The 14,714-nt window shown below is 60.7% G+C and carries 16 protein-coding genes and 1 pseudogene; 10 read left to right on the top strand and 7 right to left on the bottom strand.

The genetic code is table 11. The features are described from left to right. Nucleotides 1-97 precede the first annotated feature (97 nt). Entirely contained in the window at nt 98-778 is a 681-nt protein-coding gene (locus ACODS1_RS11165) for a class I SAM-dependent methyltransferase (RefSeq protein ID WP_322978611.1), read from the top strand. Nucleotides 779-820: 42 nt separating this feature from the next. On the opposite strand, the gene ACODS1_RS11160 is transcribed toward ACODS1_RS11165, so the two are convergent. Then, a complete protein-coding gene (locus ACODS1_RS11160; RefSeq protein WP_322978610.1) occupies nt 821-1,774 on the bottom strand; it encodes a hypothetical protein in 954 nt (317 codons plus the stop codon). 23 nt (nt 1,775-1,797) lie between these two features. Further along, the gene (locus ACODS1_RS11155) at nt 1,798-3,513 is read right to left on the bottom strand and encodes a proline--tRNA ligase (protein WP_322978609.1); all 1,716 of its coding nucleotides are present in this window, start codon (nt 3,511-3,513) and stop codon (nt 1,798-1,800) included. A gap of 149 nt (nt 3,514-3,662) precedes the next feature. Between ACODS1_RS11155 and ACODS1_RS11150 the strand changes: the two genes are divergently transcribed. Next, nucleotides 3,663-4,088, top strand: coding sequence for a PaaI family thioesterase (locus ACODS1_RS11150; protein WP_489085696.1), 426 nt, complete (start codon nt 3,663-3,665; stop codon nt 4,086-4,088). A gap of 76 nt (nt 4,089-4,164) precedes the next feature. Here the strand turns inward: ACODS1_RS11150 and ACODS1_RS11145 are convergent, their stop codons facing one another. Next, a complete protein-coding gene (locus ACODS1_RS11145) occupies nt 4,165-5,421 on the bottom strand; it encodes an OprD family porin (protein WP_489085695.1) in 1,257 nt (418 codons plus the stop codon). A 689-nt stretch (nt 5,422-6,110) separates the two neighbouring features. Here ACODS1_RS11145 and ACODS1_RS11140 point away from each other — a divergent pair. Together ACODS1_RS11140 and ACODS1_RS11135 are read left to right on the top strand one after the other, a co-directional pair. After that, complete coding sequence (locus tag ACODS1_RS11140; protein ID WP_322978607.1) at nt 6,111-6,542, top strand: HIT family protein; 432 nt, start codon at nt 6,111-6,113, stop codon at nt 6,540-6,542. Then, a complete protein-coding gene (locus ACODS1_RS11135; RefSeq protein ID WP_322978606.1) occupies nt 6,539-6,745 on the top strand; it encodes a SlyX family protein in 207 nt (68 codons plus the stop codon). The genes ACODS1_RS11140 and ACODS1_RS11135 overlap by 4 nt, the downstream gene beginning before the upstream one ends. A gap of 52 nt (nt 6,746-6,797) precedes the next feature. Here ACODS1_RS11135 and ACODS1_RS11130 read toward each other — a convergent pair whose 3' ends face one another. The 4 genes and pseudogenes from ACODS1_RS11130 to ACODS1_RS11115 all read right to left on the bottom strand — a co-directional run bounded on the left by ACODS1_RS11130 (nt 6,798) and on the right by ACODS1_RS11115 (nt 9,219). After that, nucleotides 6,798-6,998 (bottom strand): cold-shock protein, encoded by a 201-nt coding sequence (locus ACODS1_RS11130; RefSeq protein ID WP_322978695.1) that lies wholly within the window; start codon nt 6,996-6,998, stop codon nt 6,798-6,800. 177 nt (nt 6,999-7,175) lie between these two features. Next, a pseudogene (locus ACODS1_RS11125) lies at nt 7,176-7,445 on the bottom strand (cold shock domain-containing protein membrane protein); the annotation flags it as partial. A gap of 140 nt (nt 7,446-7,585) precedes the next feature. After that, on the bottom strand, nt 7,586-8,653 hold the full coding sequence (locus tag ACODS1_RS11120; protein ID WP_489085694.1) for a GGDEF domain-containing protein: 1,068 nt from the start codon (nt 8,651-8,653) through the stop codon (nt 7,586-7,588). A gap of 95 nt (nt 8,654-8,748) precedes the next feature. After that, a complete protein-coding gene (locus ACODS1_RS11115) occupies nt 8,749-9,219 on the bottom strand; it encodes a Dps family protein (protein WP_489085693.1) in 471 nt (156 codons plus the stop codon). A 60-nt stretch (nt 9,220-9,279) separates the two neighbouring features. On the opposite strand from ACODS1_RS11115, the gene ACODS1_RS11110 reads away from it, so the two are divergent. The 6 genes from ACODS1_RS11110 (at nt 9,280) to ruvB (ending at nt 14,714) form a co-directional block, all read left to right on the top strand. After that, nucleotides 9,280-9,546 carry a hypothetical protein gene (locus tag ACODS1_RS11110; protein WP_489085692.1) on the top strand — a complete coding sequence of 89 codons (267 nt, stop codon included), beginning with the start codon at nt 9,280-9,282 and terminating at the stop codon, nt 9,544-9,546. 37 nt (nt 9,547-9,583) lie between these two features. Next, nucleotides 9,584-11,359: an aspartate--tRNA ligase gene (gene aspS / locus ACODS1_RS11105; RefSeq protein ID WP_489085691.1), complete on the top strand. Its 1,776-nt coding sequence runs from the start codon at nt 9,584-9,586 to the stop codon at nt 11,357-11,359. A 169-nt stretch (nt 11,360-11,528) separates the two neighbouring features. After that, complete coding sequence (locus ACODS1_RS11100; protein ID WP_322978601.1) at nt 11,529-12,278, top strand: YebC/PmpR family DNA-binding transcriptional regulator; 750 nt, start codon at nt 11,529-11,531, stop codon at nt 12,276-12,278. 218 nt (nt 12,279-12,496) lie between these two features. Further along, nucleotides 12,497-13,021, top strand: a complete 525-nt coding sequence (ruvC, locus tag ACODS1_RS11095) for a crossover junction endodeoxyribonuclease RuvC (RefSeq protein WP_489085690.1) — start codon at nt 12,497-12,499, stop codon at nt 13,019-13,021. 21 nt (nt 13,022-13,042) lie between these two features. After that, nucleotides 13,043-13,648, top strand: coding sequence for a Holliday junction branch migration protein RuvA (gene ruvA / locus ACODS1_RS11090; RefSeq protein ID WP_322978599.1), 606 nt, complete (start codon nt 13,043-13,045; stop codon nt 13,646-13,648). Nucleotides 13,649-13,661: 13 nt separating this feature from the next. Beyond that, complete coding sequence (gene ruvB / locus ACODS1_RS11085) at nt 13,662-14,714, top strand: Holliday junction branch migration DNA helicase RuvB (protein WP_322978598.1); 1,053 nt, start codon at nt 13,662-13,664, stop codon at nt 14,712-14,714.

Here is a 14,714-nt window from a genome sequence, read left to right as displayed (position 1 = left end):
GTTCATCGTTGCCGGGCAATGCTCGGCATGGTGCTAGGCGACTGATGAGTCAGGAACTCCTAGAATGTCCGCCAAGGCCACTGCGGGAGGCGGGTGCATGCAACGCGATCACCGTGAGCAACTGAAGATGAGCTGGCAGGCGAACGCCGATGCCTGGGCCGCTGCCGTGCGCGAGCAGCGCATCGAAAGCCGGCGTCTGGTCACCGATGCGGCGATCCTGCAGGCCGTGCTGGCCTTGCAGCCTAAGCGCGTGCTCGATATTGGCTGTGGTGAGGGCTGGCTGTGTCGAGGTCTGGCCGAGCACGGGATCGCCTCGGTTGGCGTCGATGCATCCGCCCCTTTGATCGAGAAGGCGCGCGCCGCCTGCAAGGGTGGCAGCCAGTACCGCGTCTGCGGCTATGCGGAGCTGGAAACCCAGGCCGAGCAGTTGGGCCGATTCGAAGTACTGGTGTGTAATTTCGCCCTGCTCGAGGAGCCGCTCGAACCCTTGATGCGCAGCTTGCACCAGCTACTGACCCGTGATGGCTGTTTGCTGATCCAGACCCTGCATCCCTGGCGCGCGAGCCACGGTGAACCTTATCAGGATGGCTGGCGAGTCGAGGATTTCGTCGGTTTTGGCGAGGGGTTCCAGGCGCCCATGCCGTGGTTCTTCCGAACCCTGCAGTCCTGGCTGAGCCTGATCGCCGCCACCGGCTGGCGCCTGGAATGGCTGCAGGAGCCGCTGCATCCGGAAAGCGTGCAACCGGTTTCCCTGCTGCTGCTGCTCAAGCCTCAGTAGGGGGCTGGCGCCGATCGCATGGACGGCGCCAGGCTCAGGTGCTCACTGGGCTTCGGGGTCTGCGGCCAGGCGACCGGCATCATGCAGGAGCGCCTTGAGGAATGCCTCCTGCAGCTCCGGGTCGTTGCGCGTCAGTTCGATCAGGCTTTGCTCCAACTCGCTGGCTTCCTCTTCGAGGCCGAGATCCGACAGGCGCTTGACCCGATGCACCCACTGCGCGATATCGCCACCCTCCAGATCGTCGAAGATCAGGTCGTGAGCTTCGTGCAGTTTGCCGCGCAGGGTATGGCTGACCAGTAGATTGGCCTCGGCTTTCACCTGGCCTTGCTCGTCCTCGACGCTCAACAGCAGCGTGCCGATGCGGCCGATGTCCTGCTCGCTGAATGGGCTATCCAGCAGGTTCAGGCGCAGTACACCGTTACGGTCGGTCAGCAGCTCGAACTCCTGCTTGCCCGCCTTGACCAGCACCGGGCGCTCGGCCCAGGGCAGGTTGCTGTATTCCATGTGCCGATCCTGCTGCACCTCGTCAATGCTGGCCAGGTTCTGCTCGGCGCGGCCGTTGGACTCCACGTTCATGAACGGGTTGAGGCCCGCAATGCCGTAGCTGATCCAGTCGCGCGTTGCGCTTTCCGGCAGGCTGCCGAGCAGCACCACGTTGAGCACGTTGGCACCAACACCGGCGACCACCGCCACGGCGCCCATGGGCACTTCATAGATCTCGCGCCAGGGCTGGTAGGGCGTGTAGCGGTCGTAGCGGCGAGTGACCTCGAAATCCGTCACCTCGAAGCTCTTCTGTTCATGCACGCGCACGCGCCGTTGCGGCAGCTCCAGTACTTTGGGTTCACCCACGTCGATCTGCAGGGTGTGATCCAGCAGTTTGCGCTCGACGCGCTCCTCGTGCTCGCTGCGTTGCGGCAGATGATTGGCGCAACCGCTGAGGAAGACGGCGCCGCACAGGGCGGCACCGATGAGGCGAAGGTTGTAGCTCGTGTGCATGATGGCTCGGTGGTGCGCTGTAATCAGCGGCTGATACGGGCTTGCAGGAAGGGCAGGATATCAGCCAGGGCAATGGCTTGCGGCTCGGTCTCTGCGCGGCTCTTGTATTCGAGGTTACCCTCGGCCAGGCCACGGTCGCTGACCACGATGCGATGCGGAATGCCGATCAGCTCCATGTCAGCAAACTTGATGCCGGGGCTGGTCTTCTTGTCGCGATCGTCCAGCAGCACTTCGTAACCGGCGGCAGTCAGCTCGGCGTAGAGCTTGTCGGTGGCTTCGCGCACTTGCTCGGTTTCGTAGCGCAGCGGTACCAGGGCGATCTGGAAGGGCGCCAGGGCGTCGTTCCAGCGAATGCCGCGCTCGTCGAAGTTCTGCTCGATGGCAGCAGCCACCACGCGGGACACGCCGATGCCGTAGCAGCCCATGGTCAGCACCACCGGTTTGCCGTTCTCTCCCAGCACCTGGCAGTTCATGGCCTCGCTGTACTTGGTACCGAGCTGGAAGATGTGCCCGACTTCGATACCGCGTTTGATCACCAGGGTACCCTGGCCATCCGGGCTCGGATCGCCCTCGACGACGTTGCGCAGGTCGGCCACGGTCGGTACCGGCAGATCGCGCTCCCAGTTGACGCCGAAGTAGTGCTTGTCGTCGATGTTGGCACCGATGACGAAGTCGCTCATCAGCTCCACGGAGCGGTCGATGATGATCGGCAGCGGCAGGTTCAGCGGGCCGAGGGAACCGGCACCGGCACCGATGGCGGCACGCAGCTCGGCGTCGCTGGCCATGGTCAGCGGATTGGCGACCTGTTCCAGATTGGCGGCCTTGATCTCGTTGAGCTCGTGATCGCCACGTACCACCAGAGCGATCAGCTTGCCTTCTTCGGCGGCATGCACGATCAGGGTCTTGATGGTCTTCTCGATCGGCAGGTTGAAGCCTTCGACCAGGGCCGCAATGGTTTTCGCATCGGGCGTGTCGACCAGGCGCAGTTCTTCGGTCGGCGCCGGGCGCACTTTCTCGCGCGGCAGGGCTTCGGCCTTCTCGATGTTGGCGGCGTAGTCGGAGCTGTCGCTGAAGGCGATATCGTCTTCGCCGGAGTCGGCCAGCACATGGAATTCATGCGAGCCGGTGCCGCCGATGGAGCCGGTATCGGCCTGCACCGGACGGAAATTCAGGCCCAGGCGGGTGAACACGTTGCAGTACGCCTGATGCATGCGGTCGTAGGTTTCCTGCAGGGACGCCTGGTCGGCGTGGAAGGAGTAGGCGTCCTTCATGAGGAATTCGCGGCCGCGCATCAGGCCGAAGCGCGGACGGATCTCGTCACGGAACTTGGTCTGGATCTGGTAGAAGTTGATCGGCAACTGCTTGTAGCTGTTCAGCTCATTACGGGCCAGATCGGTGATCACTTCCTCGTGGGTCGGGCCGACGCAGAACTCGCGGTCGTGGCGATCCTTGATGCGCAGCAGTTCCGGGCCGTATTGCACCCAGCGACCGGATTCCTGCCACAGCTCGGCCGGCTGGATAGCGGGCATCAGCACTTCCAGGGCGCCGGCGGCGTTCATTTCCTCGCGCACCACGTTCTCCACCTTGCGCAGCACGCGCAGGCCCATCGGCAGCCAGGTGTACAGGCCGGAGGCCAGCTTGCGGATCATGCCGGCACGCAGCATCAGCTGGTGGCTGATCACCACGGCATCGGAAGGGGTTTCTTTCAGGGTCGAGAGCAGGAACTGACTGGTACGCATGTTTGGCCGTTCTGTCGGTTGCTAGGGCTTGGAATAGGCCGGCATTGTACGGTGCCTATACAGTGGCGTACAGGACGCGGCAGGCGTGAATTCGCTCGTGCCGATGATTCTGTCGTTGTCATCGATCAAGGTCACGCCGTGGAGAGAGAATGTCGACATTAACCGCGCAAGACGTGCAGGCGCTGATCCGCTCGGGGTTGCCGATGGCTGAGGATATCGACCTGCGTATCGACCGACTGGATGCAGGTGGTGTGCTGGCGCGGGTGCCTTTTCACGCCAAATTGGTGCGCCCAGGTGGCACCTTGTCCGGGCCAACCATCATGGCGCTCGGCGATGCCGCCATGTACGCCGTCGTGCTGGGGCGCCTGGGGCGTGTCGAGATGGCGGTGACGTCCAATCTGAACATCAACTTTCTGGTCAAGCCCAAGCCTGTTGACCTGCTGGCGCATGCAAGCATTTTGCGTTTGAGCCGGCGGCAGGCGGTTTGCGAGGTCTCGATTTATTCGGCGGGAAACGAAGACGAGTTGGTGGCGCACGTCACGGGCACGTATGTGCTGCCTGGAACTCTCGCGTAATTGTGGTGCTATAAAAGAATCAGCCCGGCAAATGCCGGGCTGATTGACTGCTCGAACTATTCGGTAATCAGGAGGATTACAGAATGCTCAGCGGGTATTCAACGATCAGGCGGAAGTCATTGATATCACTGTCCACGGAGTTGTCTGCACGGTAGAACGCGTTACGAACACGGAAGGACAGGTCTTTGGCAGCACCTTCCTGAATCACGTACTTGGCTTCCAGATCCAATTCGCGCTCTTGGGCGTCACTGTCAACACCGACGATGTCGATATTGTCGCCGACAATGTAGCGGGTCATGAAGCTCAGGCCAGGCACGCCGTAGGATGCCATGTTGATATCGTAACGAACTTGCCAAGAGGTTTCGTCTTTGTAGTTGAAGTCGGAATACTGAACCGAGTTCGCTACAAAAATGGTGCCGTTGCCATCGATAGCGCCATAACGATAGCCGGTATCACCGCTGGAGCGCTGATGTGCCAGGGTGAAGGTGTGGGCGCCTACGGAATATGCAGCGGCCAGGCTCCAGATGTTGTTATCCATCTCGCCGAGCTCTTTTTTGCCGTCGCCGCGAGTGCGATAACCATTCAGGTCGAAGTTCAGCGCCTGATCATCTGCCAGCGGCAGGTTGAAGTTCACATTGGCGTAATACTTCTTGAAGTTATCTTCTGCGTCAGAGTGGTGGAGCGCAGCACTCAGGTTGTCAGTGAATTTATAGCTGGCGCCGTAAATGTTGATTTCTTTCAGCCCGAACGTATCGCGGTCAGTACTGGTCTGGCTGCTGATGGCGGTGAAGCGACCTGCGCTGAGCTCCAAGCCTTCGATCTCGTCGCTAACCAAGTAGGTACCGGTCGCAACTTCCGGAAGGATTCGGCTGTCGTCAGTCGAAAAAACAGGGCTTGCTACGACTTGGTTGCCGTACTTCAGAACAGTATTGGAGATGCGGAATTTTACTGCGCCACCAACTTCAGTCTGAGTGTCTTCGCTGTGGCCGTTACCGGCTTGATCGAACAGGCCGTTGCCACGGTGGCCGCGACCACCGTCCAGTTTGAAGCTGCTCAGGGAATGTGCATCGAAACCGACACCAACGGTGCCTTGGGTGAAGCCGGATTCGTAAAGCAGACGAATGCCCAGACCGGTTTCTTCGCGATAGCTTTGATCGCTGCGCTGCGGGCCGCCGGAGCGGAAATCACGGTTCATGTACAGAACGCGGTTGAAGATATTGAAGCTGCTGTCTTCGATGAAACCGTTCGACTCGGACTGTGCGCTGGCGAAGGCCAGTTGGCTGGTGCCCGCGGCGACTGCCAGGGCGATTACGCTCCACTTCATCACTTGCATCGTGATTGCTCCTTGGGTTTAGAAGAGTTGCGCTGCCCACTGTTTTGTTGTATGGGCGGCTCTTTCTTTTTGTGTCGGCGCTAACTTATAGCACGCAGCCAATGTTGGCGATAGTTGCAGTCTATTCCTGACGACTTCTTTGGCCCTATGTCGCATCGAGTTGGGGAGAATGTCGCAAATATATAGCTCTGCTTTTCGTGCTACGGCAGGCCGACGCTTTCGCGGTTCAGGGAGTGCCGGGTACCGCTGTTATTGGGTTGCTGCGCGGCGTACCGGGCATTGCTGGGAGGTGTAGCAAAAGTCGTGCACAACTCTTCTGTGGTGTGTGGATTTATCGTTTTTTTGTGGTCTTCGCACGTTTGGGCTGTCGTGTTGTCGGTGTCGTGCCCGGCGGCTGTGGCTCTGCCGGTGGGGGTAAGGTGGCATTCGCCTCGTCGAGGATTCTGATCAGATGCTGATGCCGAGGTTTATGGCTGGGTGTGAGGGGTGTTCTCGGTAACGCTGTGCGGTGAGCATTACGTTAGGAAACAAAATGGTGCGCCCCTGTGGTGCGGATGTGTGGTGTGCGCCCTGAGCTGGTGCGTGTGTTTTTGGGTGAAGTGGCTGCTTTGTCTGCGTATGCTGCGCGGCATCGGCGTATGGCTTCATCCGCGCTAAGCTTTTGGTGAGCGGTGATTAGGAGAGGTGTGATGTTCACCCTGGATTCGCGTTTGCAGCAGGACTGTCTGCTGGTTGGAGACTTTCCATTGAGTCGTTTGTTGCTGATGAACGACGCGCAGTATCCCTGGTTTATCCTCGTGCCCAGGCGCGAGGAGGTTAGCGAGCTGTTTCAGCTGGATGCGCAGGATCAGCGTCAGTTGTGGCTGGAAACGACTCTGCTGGCTGAGACGCTGAAAGATACTTTCGCAGCGGATAAGATGAATGTGGCGACGCTCGGGAACGTGGTGAGCCAGCTGCACATGCATGTCATCGTGCGCAAGCGTGCGGATGCGGCCTGGCCCGCGCCGGTCTGGGGGCGCCATCCGGCGGTGGCTTACACGGCCGAACAGGTCGAAGCGCTGAAGCAGAAGTTGCGTCTGGTGTTGACCGAAAACTTCCGTTTTGCAGAGGAGGGCGTATGAATCTGGAGGCTCGTGTCACCGAGCTGGAAAGCCGCCTGGCTTTCCAGGATGACACCATTCAGGCGCTCAATGATGAGTTGGTCGAGCAGCACCGGCGTATCGAGCGCTTGCAATCTCAGTTTGCGGCACTGGCGCGGCGGCAGGAAGAGTTGCAGGGGCAGGTGGGGATCGTCGAGAGCGATGCTCCGCCCCCCCATTACTGAGATGGAAAAAGCCCGCGTTGATCGCGGGCTTTTATTTTGTCGAGGTTTTATATCAGCGGCGTGGTGGTGCGGCAGCGATCACGTCTTCGGCCTGCAGGCCCTTGTCGCGCTGCATCACGGAAAACTCCACGCGTTGCCCTTCGACCAGGACGCGATGGCCTTCGCCGCGGATGGCGCGAAAGTGCACGAAAATATCTTCGCCCGAATCCCGCGAAATGAAACCGAACCCTTTCGAGGTGTTGAACCATTTCACGGTGCCGGTTTCACGGTCTTCCTCTGGCGTGACCGCTGCGGCAGGAGCTGTCTCGGCTTTGGTTGCGACCTTGGCTTGTGGTGCCTGGATAGCGTCGGTTTCCCGTGGCAGTTGGCAGGCGAGGTGCAGGGCTACAGCAACTCCGGCGATCAGCAGGCTTAGCCAGATGGCGGGCTGATTGCCGATGCTGGGCAGCGGTGCAAGCAGCACCAGCGCTTGCAGTACGGCGGCCAGGATCAGCAACACGCATGCGATGCTTTGCAATTGTTGGCGGGTGCTCGCTGCAGTAATAGCCGCGCTCGGAGCGATTGTTAGGTTAAGTAGGGCGATCAGTGCCAGGTACAGCGCGTTTGGTGTTGCCAGCAGTCCTTCGGGTGTGGCGAAGCCGGAAAAGAATGACAGCAGCAGGGCGGCGAGCCCCACCAGTAGATGGGCGATTTTCAACATGTTTGACGAACTCACAGATTCAGGAATGACTTGGTTGTAAAGGTGCAGGTGGGTGGCGCACAGCGGTGTGCGGCCGTGTCGTCGCAGGTAGAAAGCGCAACGCGGGCTGTATTTAACAGCAAAGGTAGAGGCTACTCAAATCAAGCGCTTAGCACGGTTTCGCCGATGGCTGGATGAACCTGGTTGCGGCCGTTGCGTTTGGCTTGGTAGAGGGCGTCGTCCGCCCGGGTAAGCAGCGTTTCCAGCGTGTCGCCCGGTTCAGCCAGAGCGAAGCCGAAAGAAGCGGTAATGCTGTCGAGTACCTGATCGGTGCTGCGCACCTTGACCCGCAGGCTCTGAATCTTGCTGCGCAGGTGGTCGGCGAAACGGTGCACGTCTGCGAGGCTGGTGCTGTTGCGCAGCACCACGCAAAACTCCTCGCCACCATAGCGCGCGGCGAAGGCGCGTGCCGGCAACTGATCGCGAAGCAGTTGGCCGACGTGTTGCAGTACACGGTCTCCCAGTGGGTGGCCGTACTGGTCGTTGAATTGCTTGAAGTGATCGATGTCCAGAATCACCAGTGCCAGGCCTGTGCTGGAGTCATTCAGTGCTTGATCGAGCAGGCGGGTGAAGGCATGACGATTGAAGACTCGGGTCAGGCTGTCCAGCGTGGCGGCAAGATGAGCGCGCTCGAGTTGGCTGCGCAGGTGCTGGATTTCGTTTTGAGCGGCGCGCAGGCGATAGAGGAATTTTTCCTGCTGATCCTGCATGAGCTGTGTGCTTTCCTGCAGCTCGTTGAGCACGCTCGGCAGGTCGTCGATGATCGGCTCCTGCAGCGCGTTGAGGCCCTGTGCCAGGCTGAGTTGATAGTGCTGGCTGCCACTGACGCTGCGTGACACGTCATCTTCGATGTCGTCGACCAGTTCGATCACCTGCTGCTGTCCGGCGCGCGCCTCCTCGAGTTCGCCGTGGATCACGTATTCGCGAAACAGTCGGGTGGCCACCTCGGGCGGGAAGGCATCGAAGTCTTCGACGACTTTGTCCAGGCGTCGGTTGAGTTCCGGATCGCTGCCCTTGCTGTAGCAGTACCACAGCGCGTAGTGCACCGGGTTGGGCGGAATATCGTGACGCACCATCAGTGGCACGGCCTGCTTCAATAGCTCGGCCGCTTCGCGGGTTTCCTCGGGAAAGAGTTCGAGGACGGTTGGATTCTTCGGAGGCAGGGGCATACACGCACGGTGGATTGATCACATATGCGATTAGCATAGATCAGTGCGCGTGGCAGAGCTAATGAAAAGGCCCGGCAAGCCGGGCCTTTGAGCGATCAGGCAGCCAGCAGGCTACGCAGCATCCAGGCGGTTTTCTCGTGCACCTGCATGCGTTGGGTGAGCAGGTCGGCGGTCGGTTCATCACTGACCTTTTCCAGCAGCGGGAAGATGCCGCGCGCCGTGCGTACCACGGCCTCCTGGCCTTCGACCAGTTGCTTGATCATGCCATCAGCGCTCGGCACGCCTTCTTCTTCCTTGATCGAAGACAGGCGGGCATAAGCGGCATAGGTACCTGGAGCGGGGAAGCCGAGGGCGCGGATGCGCTCGGCGATGGCGTCCACGGCCAGCGCCAGCTCGGTGTATTGCCCTTCGAACATCAGGTGCAGGGTGTTGAACATCGGGCCGGTGACGTTCCAGTGGAAATTATGAGTCTTCAGGTAGAGGGTGTAGGTGTCGGCGAGCAGTCGCGAGAGGCCTTCTGCGATGGCGGCGCGATCCTGCTCGGCGATTCCGATGTTGATATCCATGGTCTTCTCCTCTCTATATGGCTCGGGATGTGGTGCCCAAAATGTAGGCGAGAGCCTAGCATGAGCATGGCCGAGCCGGTTTTGGCTTATATCAATCAGGTGAATATTCAGAGCCTATTGATAGCGCCGAGTTCATTTTCCTGTCCAGTTGCCGAGTCAGGCTGCATGAGCCTGCTGGCTGTCTTGCTGTTCAATGCGTTCTTGTGTGCGGCCTGGCGGCTGCGTCAAGGCGATTTAGGCTATATAATCCCGCCCTTTGTCAAAGCCGGCTATACGCCAAGCGCATACCGGCGCTGCCCTGGCCTGAGTGCGCAGGGCGAGACCTGACCTGTCCAAGACCTAATCAGAGAAGCGAACCACGATCATGATGCGCAGCCACTATTGCGGCCAGTTGAACGAGAGCCTGGATGGCCAGGAAATCACCCTTTGCGGCTGGGTACACCGTCGCCGTGACCATGGTGGGGTGATCTTCCTCGATATCCGTGATCGTGAAGGCCTGGCCCAGGTGGTGTTTGACCCGGATCGTGCCGAGACCTTCGCCAAGGCTGATCGCGTGCGGAGTGAGTACGTGGTCAAGATCACCGGCAAGGTGCGTCTGCGTCCGGAAGGCGCACGCAACCCGAACATGGCGTCCGGTGCCATCGAAGTGCTGGGCTACGAGCTTGAAGTGCTCAACGAAGCGGAAACCCCGCCGTTCCCGCTCAATGAATACACCGACGTTGGCGAAGAAACCCGCCTGCGTTACCGCTTCATCGACCTGCGCCGCCCGGAGATGGCCGAGAAGCTCAAGCTGCGTTCGCGCATCACCTCGAGCATCCGTCGTTATCTCGACGAGAACGGCTTCCTCGACGTGGAAACGCCGATCCTGACCCGTGCCACCCCGGAAGGCGCGCGCGACTACCTGGTGCCGAGCCGCACCCATGCCGGCAGCTTCTTCGCCCTGCCGCAGTCGCCGCAGCTGTTCAAGCAGCTGCTGATGGTGGCCGGCTTCGACCGTTACTACCAGATCGCCAAGTGCTTCCGCGACGAAGACCTGCGTGCCGACCGTCAGCCGGAATTCACCCAGATCGACATCGAGACCAGCTTCCTCGATGAAAAAGACATCATGGATCTCACCGAAACCATGGTGCGCAACCTGTTCAAGGAAGTACTGGACGTCGAATTCGGTGAGCTGCCGCACATGACCCTGGCCGAAGCCATGCGCCGCTTCGGCTCGGACAAGCCGGATCTGCGCATCCCGATGGAGCTGGTCGACGTTGAAGACCAGCTCAAGGATGTCGAGTTCAAGGTCTTCGCTGGCCCGGCCAACGACCCGAAATGCCGCGTCACCGCGCTGCGCGTTCCGGGCGGGGCGAGCATGCCGCGCAAGCAGATCGACGACTACACCAAGTTCGTCGGCATCTACGGCGCCAAGGGCCTGGCCTATATCAAGGTCAATGAGCGTGCTGCCGGCGTCGAAGGGCTGCAGTCGCCGATCGTCAAGAACATCCCGCTGGACAACATCAATGTGATCCTCGATCGCGTCGGTGCAGTCGATGGCGACATCGTGTTCTTCGGTGCAGACAAGGCCAAGATCGTCTCCGAAGCCCTGGGCGCGCTGCGCATCAAGCTGGGTCACGACCTGAACCTGTTGACCTGCGAATGGGCGCCGCTGTGGGTCGTCGACTTCCCGATGTTCGAGGAAAACGACGATGGCAGCCTGACGGCCATGCACCACCCCTTCACCTCGCCCAAGTGCACTCCGGACGAGCTCAAGGCCAACCCGGGCGCTGCGTTGTCGCGTGCCTACGACATGGTGCTCAACGGCACCGAACTGGGCGGTGGTTCGATCCGTATCCATGACAAGAAGATGCAACAAGCGGTCTTCGAGGTGCTGGGCATCAGCGAAGCCGAGCAGGAAGAGAAGTTCGGCTTCCTCCTCGATGCTCTGAAGTTCGGCGCGCCGCCCCATGGTGGCCTGGCCTTCGGCCTGGATCGCCTGGTGATGCTGATGACCGGTGCGCAATCGATCCGCGAAGTGATCGCCTTCCCGAAAACCCAGAGCGCGGCCTGCGTCATGACCCAGGCGCCGGGTGTGGTGGACGCCAAGTCGCTGCGTGAGCTTCATATCCGCCTGCGCGAGCAAGCCAAAGCCGAGTGATAACCTGCTGCGCTTGGTCATGCTGCGTTGGAAAGAGGTTCGAAATGCTCATTTGCTTCAGCAAACTGCGCTTTCTCACCTCTTTCCGCCTTGCCTGACCTGCGCTCGCGACGGTTCTCATCTCGGCTTGCGCCGGTTGTAGTCTGTTTTGAAAAAGATGGAGTGAGTTATGGCTGGTCATTCCAAATGGGCCAACATCAAGCACCGCAAGGGTCGCCAGGACGCCAAGCGGGGCAAGATATTCACCAAGCTGATTCGTGAGCTGACGGTCGCCGCCAAGCATGGCGGCCCGATCCCGGCGGATAACCCGCGCCTACGCCTGGCCGTGGACAAGGCGCTGACCAACAACATGTCGCGCGATGTGATCGACCGCGCCATCGCTCGCGGTGCCGGCAACAACGAGGCCGACAACGTAGTCGAGTTCAGCTACGAAGGTTACGCGCCGAGCGGTGTGGCGATCATCGTCGAGGTGATGACCGACAACCGCAATCGCACCGCTGCCGAGGTGCGTCATGCTTTCAGCAAGTGCGGCGGCAACCTGGGCACCGATGGTTCGGTTGCCTACATGTTCGACCGCAAGGGCCAGATCAGCTTCGCCCCAGGTGTCGATGAGGACGCCCTCATGGAGGCGGCTCTGGAAGCGGGCGCCGATGACGTGGAAATGGGCGAGGACGGCTCGGCGCTGGTGTCGACCAGTTTCACCGAGTTTCACGCGGTGAACGAGGCGCTGAGTGCGGCCGGGTTCAAGGGTGAAGAGGCAGAAATCGCCATGATCCCGTCGATCAGTGCGCCGATCGCTGATCTGGAAACCGCGCAGAAGGTGTTCAAGCTGATCGACATGCTCGAAGACCTGGACGACGTGCAGAACGTCTACCACAACGCCGAAGTATCCGACGAGATCATGGAGCAGCTCGGCTGAGCCCGCTCGTCGCCCGGATGGATGGGGTGGGCTGGGTGGTGTTCCGCTTTGGCTCGTCATGCCAGGCTACCCTGGTGGGCTGAAGCCCACCCTACGCCCATCCAGCGCCCACCTTGCGTTAGCCCTGCGGTTTTCTCTGGTTCGGCTGGCGCGTCACGAGTGACGGCGCATGAGGACCTCCGTATACTCGCCAACTGGATAAATAGACAGTTGCCGACATGACCCTCATCCTAGGAATCGACCCTGGTTCACGCATCACCGGCTATGGTGTGGTGCGCGATACCGGGCGCGGCTGCGAGTACGTCGCCTCCGGCTGTATTCGTACCGGCAATGGGTCGCTGGCCGAGCGTTTGCAGATCGTCTTTCGCGGTGTCAGTGAGGTGATCGCCACCTACGGCCCGGTGACCATGGGGATCGAGCAGGTATTCATGGCGCGTAATGCCGATTCGGCGCTCAAGCTCGGCCAGGCACGTGGGGCGGCCATCGTCGCGGGTGTGGAGGCCGGGCTGGAGATCAGCGAGTACACCGCCACTCAGGTCAAGCAGGCGGTTGTCGGCACGGGGGCTGCCGACAAGCAGCAGGTGCAGATGATGGTCATGCACCTGCTGGGGCTGGTGCAGAAGCCGCAAATCGATGCCTCCGATGCACTGGGCATCGCCCTGTGCCATGCCCACCATCGGCAGAGTCTGATTCCCCATGGATTGGCCAACGCCAAGCGGCGTGGTGGTCGTCTTCGTTTATAGCGCAGTTGAAGGAGCCGGCCGGTGATCGGACGTTTGCGTGGCACCCTGGCGGAGAAGCAGCCGCCGCATTTGCTTCTGGATGTGAATGGCGTCGGTTATGAGCTGGAAGTGCCGATGACCACCCTTTATCGTCTGCCTTCGGTGGGCGAGGCAGTCACTCTGCACACTCATCTGGTGATTCGTGAGGATGCGCACCTGCTCTATGGCTTCTTCGAGAAGCGCGAGCGGGAGCTGTTTCGCGAGTTGATCCGCCTCAACGGCGTCGGCCCCAAGCTGGCGCTGGCGTTGATGTCCGGCCTCGAGGTGGATGAGTTGGTGCGCTGCGTGCAAGCGCAGGATACCGCCGCCCTGGTCAAGGTGCCGGGCGTGGGCAAGAAAACCGCCGAGCGGTTGCTGGTCGAGCTCAAGGATCGTTTCAAGGCCTGGGAGTCGATACCGTCCATTGCGCCGCTGGTGGTTGAACCTCAGCAGGCGCAGGCAGTCTCAAGCGCGGAGAATGACGCCGTCAGCGCGCTCATCTCTCTTGGCTACAAGCCGCAGGAGGCCAGCCGAGCAGTCGCTGCCGTCAAGGAGGATGGTTTGAGTAGTGAAGATATGATTCGTCGCGCCTTGCGCGGGATGGCCTAATGGAAGTTAACCGATGATCGAAGCTGATCGCCTGATCACCGCCAGTCCCCGTGAGCGTGAAGAACAGCAGGACAGGGCCATCCGCCCTCTGCGCCTGGCCGACTATATCGGTCAGCCGGTGGTGCGCGAGCAGATGTCGCTGTTCATCCAGGCCGCGCGGGGCAGGGCGGAAGCGCTCGACCATACGCTGATCTTCGGCCCGCCCGGTCTCGGCAAGACCACGCTGGCCAATATCATCGCGCAGGAAATGGGCAGTTCGATCAAGAGCACCTCTGGCCCTGTGCTGGAGCGTCCGGGCGATCTGGCGGCGCTGCTGACCAACCTGGAAAGCGGTGATGTGCTGTTCATCGACGAGATTCACCGCCTTTCCCCGGTGGTCGAGGAAGTGCTCTATCCGGCGATGGAGGATTTCCAGCTCGATATCATGATCGGCGAGGGGCCTGCTGCTCGCTCTATCAAGCTGGATCTGCCGCCGTTCACCCTGGTCGGCGCGACGACCCGAGCCGGCATGCTGACCAACCCGTTGCGTGATCGCTTCGGTATCGTCCAGCGCCTGGAGTTCTACGGTATCGAAGATCTTGCAACCATCGTTTCGCGCTCTGCCGGGATTCTCGGTTTGCCCATCGAAGCCAAGGGCGCCTATGAGATCGCACGCCGCGCGCGTGGCACGCCGCGTATCGCCAACCGACTGCTGCGCCGCGTGCGCGATTTTGCCGAGGTGCGTGGCAATGGCCAGATTTCCCAGGCCACCGCTGATCAGGCGCTGAACCTGCTGGATGTCGACGAGCATGGTTTCGATCATTCCGACCGCCGTCTGCTGCTGGCGATGATCGAGAAGTTCGATGGCGGTCCGGTAGGGCTCGATAGCCTGGCAGCCGCCATCGGCGAAGAGCGTCATACCATCGAGGATGTGCTCGAGCCTTACCTGATTCAGCAGGGCTACATGATGCGCACGCCGCGCGGGCGGGTCGTTACCCGGCATGCCTATCTGCACTTCGGCCTGAACATACCCAAGCGCCTGGGTGAGCAGGTGGCGCCCGATCTTTTCTCGGCAGGTGATGAATGA

This window comes from Pseudomonas sp. FG29 (genome assembly GCF_057809355.1).
Note: the sequence above shows the minus strand (reverse complement) of the source record. Positions and strands in the feature narration are given on the sequence as shown.

Excerpts from the sequence above, each read along its gene's own strand:
- ACODS1_RS11145 (WP_489085695.1), bottom strand. The coding sequence starts at position 5,421 with ATGCAAGTGATGAAGTGGAGCGTAATCGCCCTGGCAGTCGCCGCGGGC.
- ACODS1_RS11100 (WP_322978601.1), top strand. The coding sequence starts at position 11,529 with ATGGCTGGTCATTCCAAATGGGCCAACATCAAGCACCGCAAGGGTCGC.
- ACODS1_RS11115 (WP_489085693.1), bottom strand. The coding sequence starts at position 9,219 with ATGGATATCAACATCGGAATCGCCGAGCAGGATCGCGCCGCCATCGCA.
- ACODS1_RS11135 (WP_322978606.1), top strand. The coding sequence starts at position 6,539 with ATGAATCTGGAGGCTCGTGTCACCGAGCTGGAAAGCCGCCTGGCTTTC.
- ACODS1_RS11110 (WP_489085692.1), top strand. The coding sequence starts at position 9,280 with ATGAGCATGGCCGAGCCGGTTTTGGCTTATATCAATCAGGTGAATATT.
- ACODS1_RS11155 (WP_322978609.1), bottom strand. The coding sequence starts at position 3,513 with ATGCGTACCAGTCAGTTCCTGCTCTCGACCCTGAAAGAAACCCCTTCC.
- ACODS1_RS11150 (WP_489085696.1), top strand. The coding sequence starts at position 3,663 with ATGTCGACATTAACCGCGCAAGACGTGCAGGCGCTGATCCGCTCGGGG.
- ruvC (WP_489085690.1), top strand. The coding sequence starts at position 12,497 with ATGACCCTCATCCTAGGAATCGACCCTGGTTCACGCATCACCGGCTAT.
- ACODS1_RS11140 (WP_322978607.1), top strand. The coding sequence starts at position 6,111 with ATGTTCACCCTGGATTCGCGTTTGCAGCAGGACTGTCTGCTGGTTGGA.
- ACODS1_RS11160 (WP_322978610.1), bottom strand. The coding sequence starts at position 1,774 with ATGCACACGAGCTACAACCTTCGCCTCATCGGTGCCGCCCTGTGCGGC.
- ACODS1_RS11120 (WP_489085694.1), bottom strand. The coding sequence starts at position 8,653 with ATGCCCCTGCCTCCGAAGAATCCAACCGTCCTCGAACTCTTTCCCGAG.
- ruvB (WP_322978598.1), top strand. The coding sequence starts at position 13,662 with ATGATCGAAGCTGATCGCCTGATCACCGCCAGTCCCCGTGAGCGTGAA.
- ACODS1_RS11165 (WP_322978611.1), top strand. The coding sequence starts at position 98 with ATGCAACGCGATCACCGTGAGCAACTGAAGATGAGCTGGCAGGCGAAC.
- aspS (WP_489085691.1), top strand. The coding sequence starts at position 9,584 with ATGATGCGCAGCCACTATTGCGGCCAGTTGAACGAGAGCCTGGATGGC.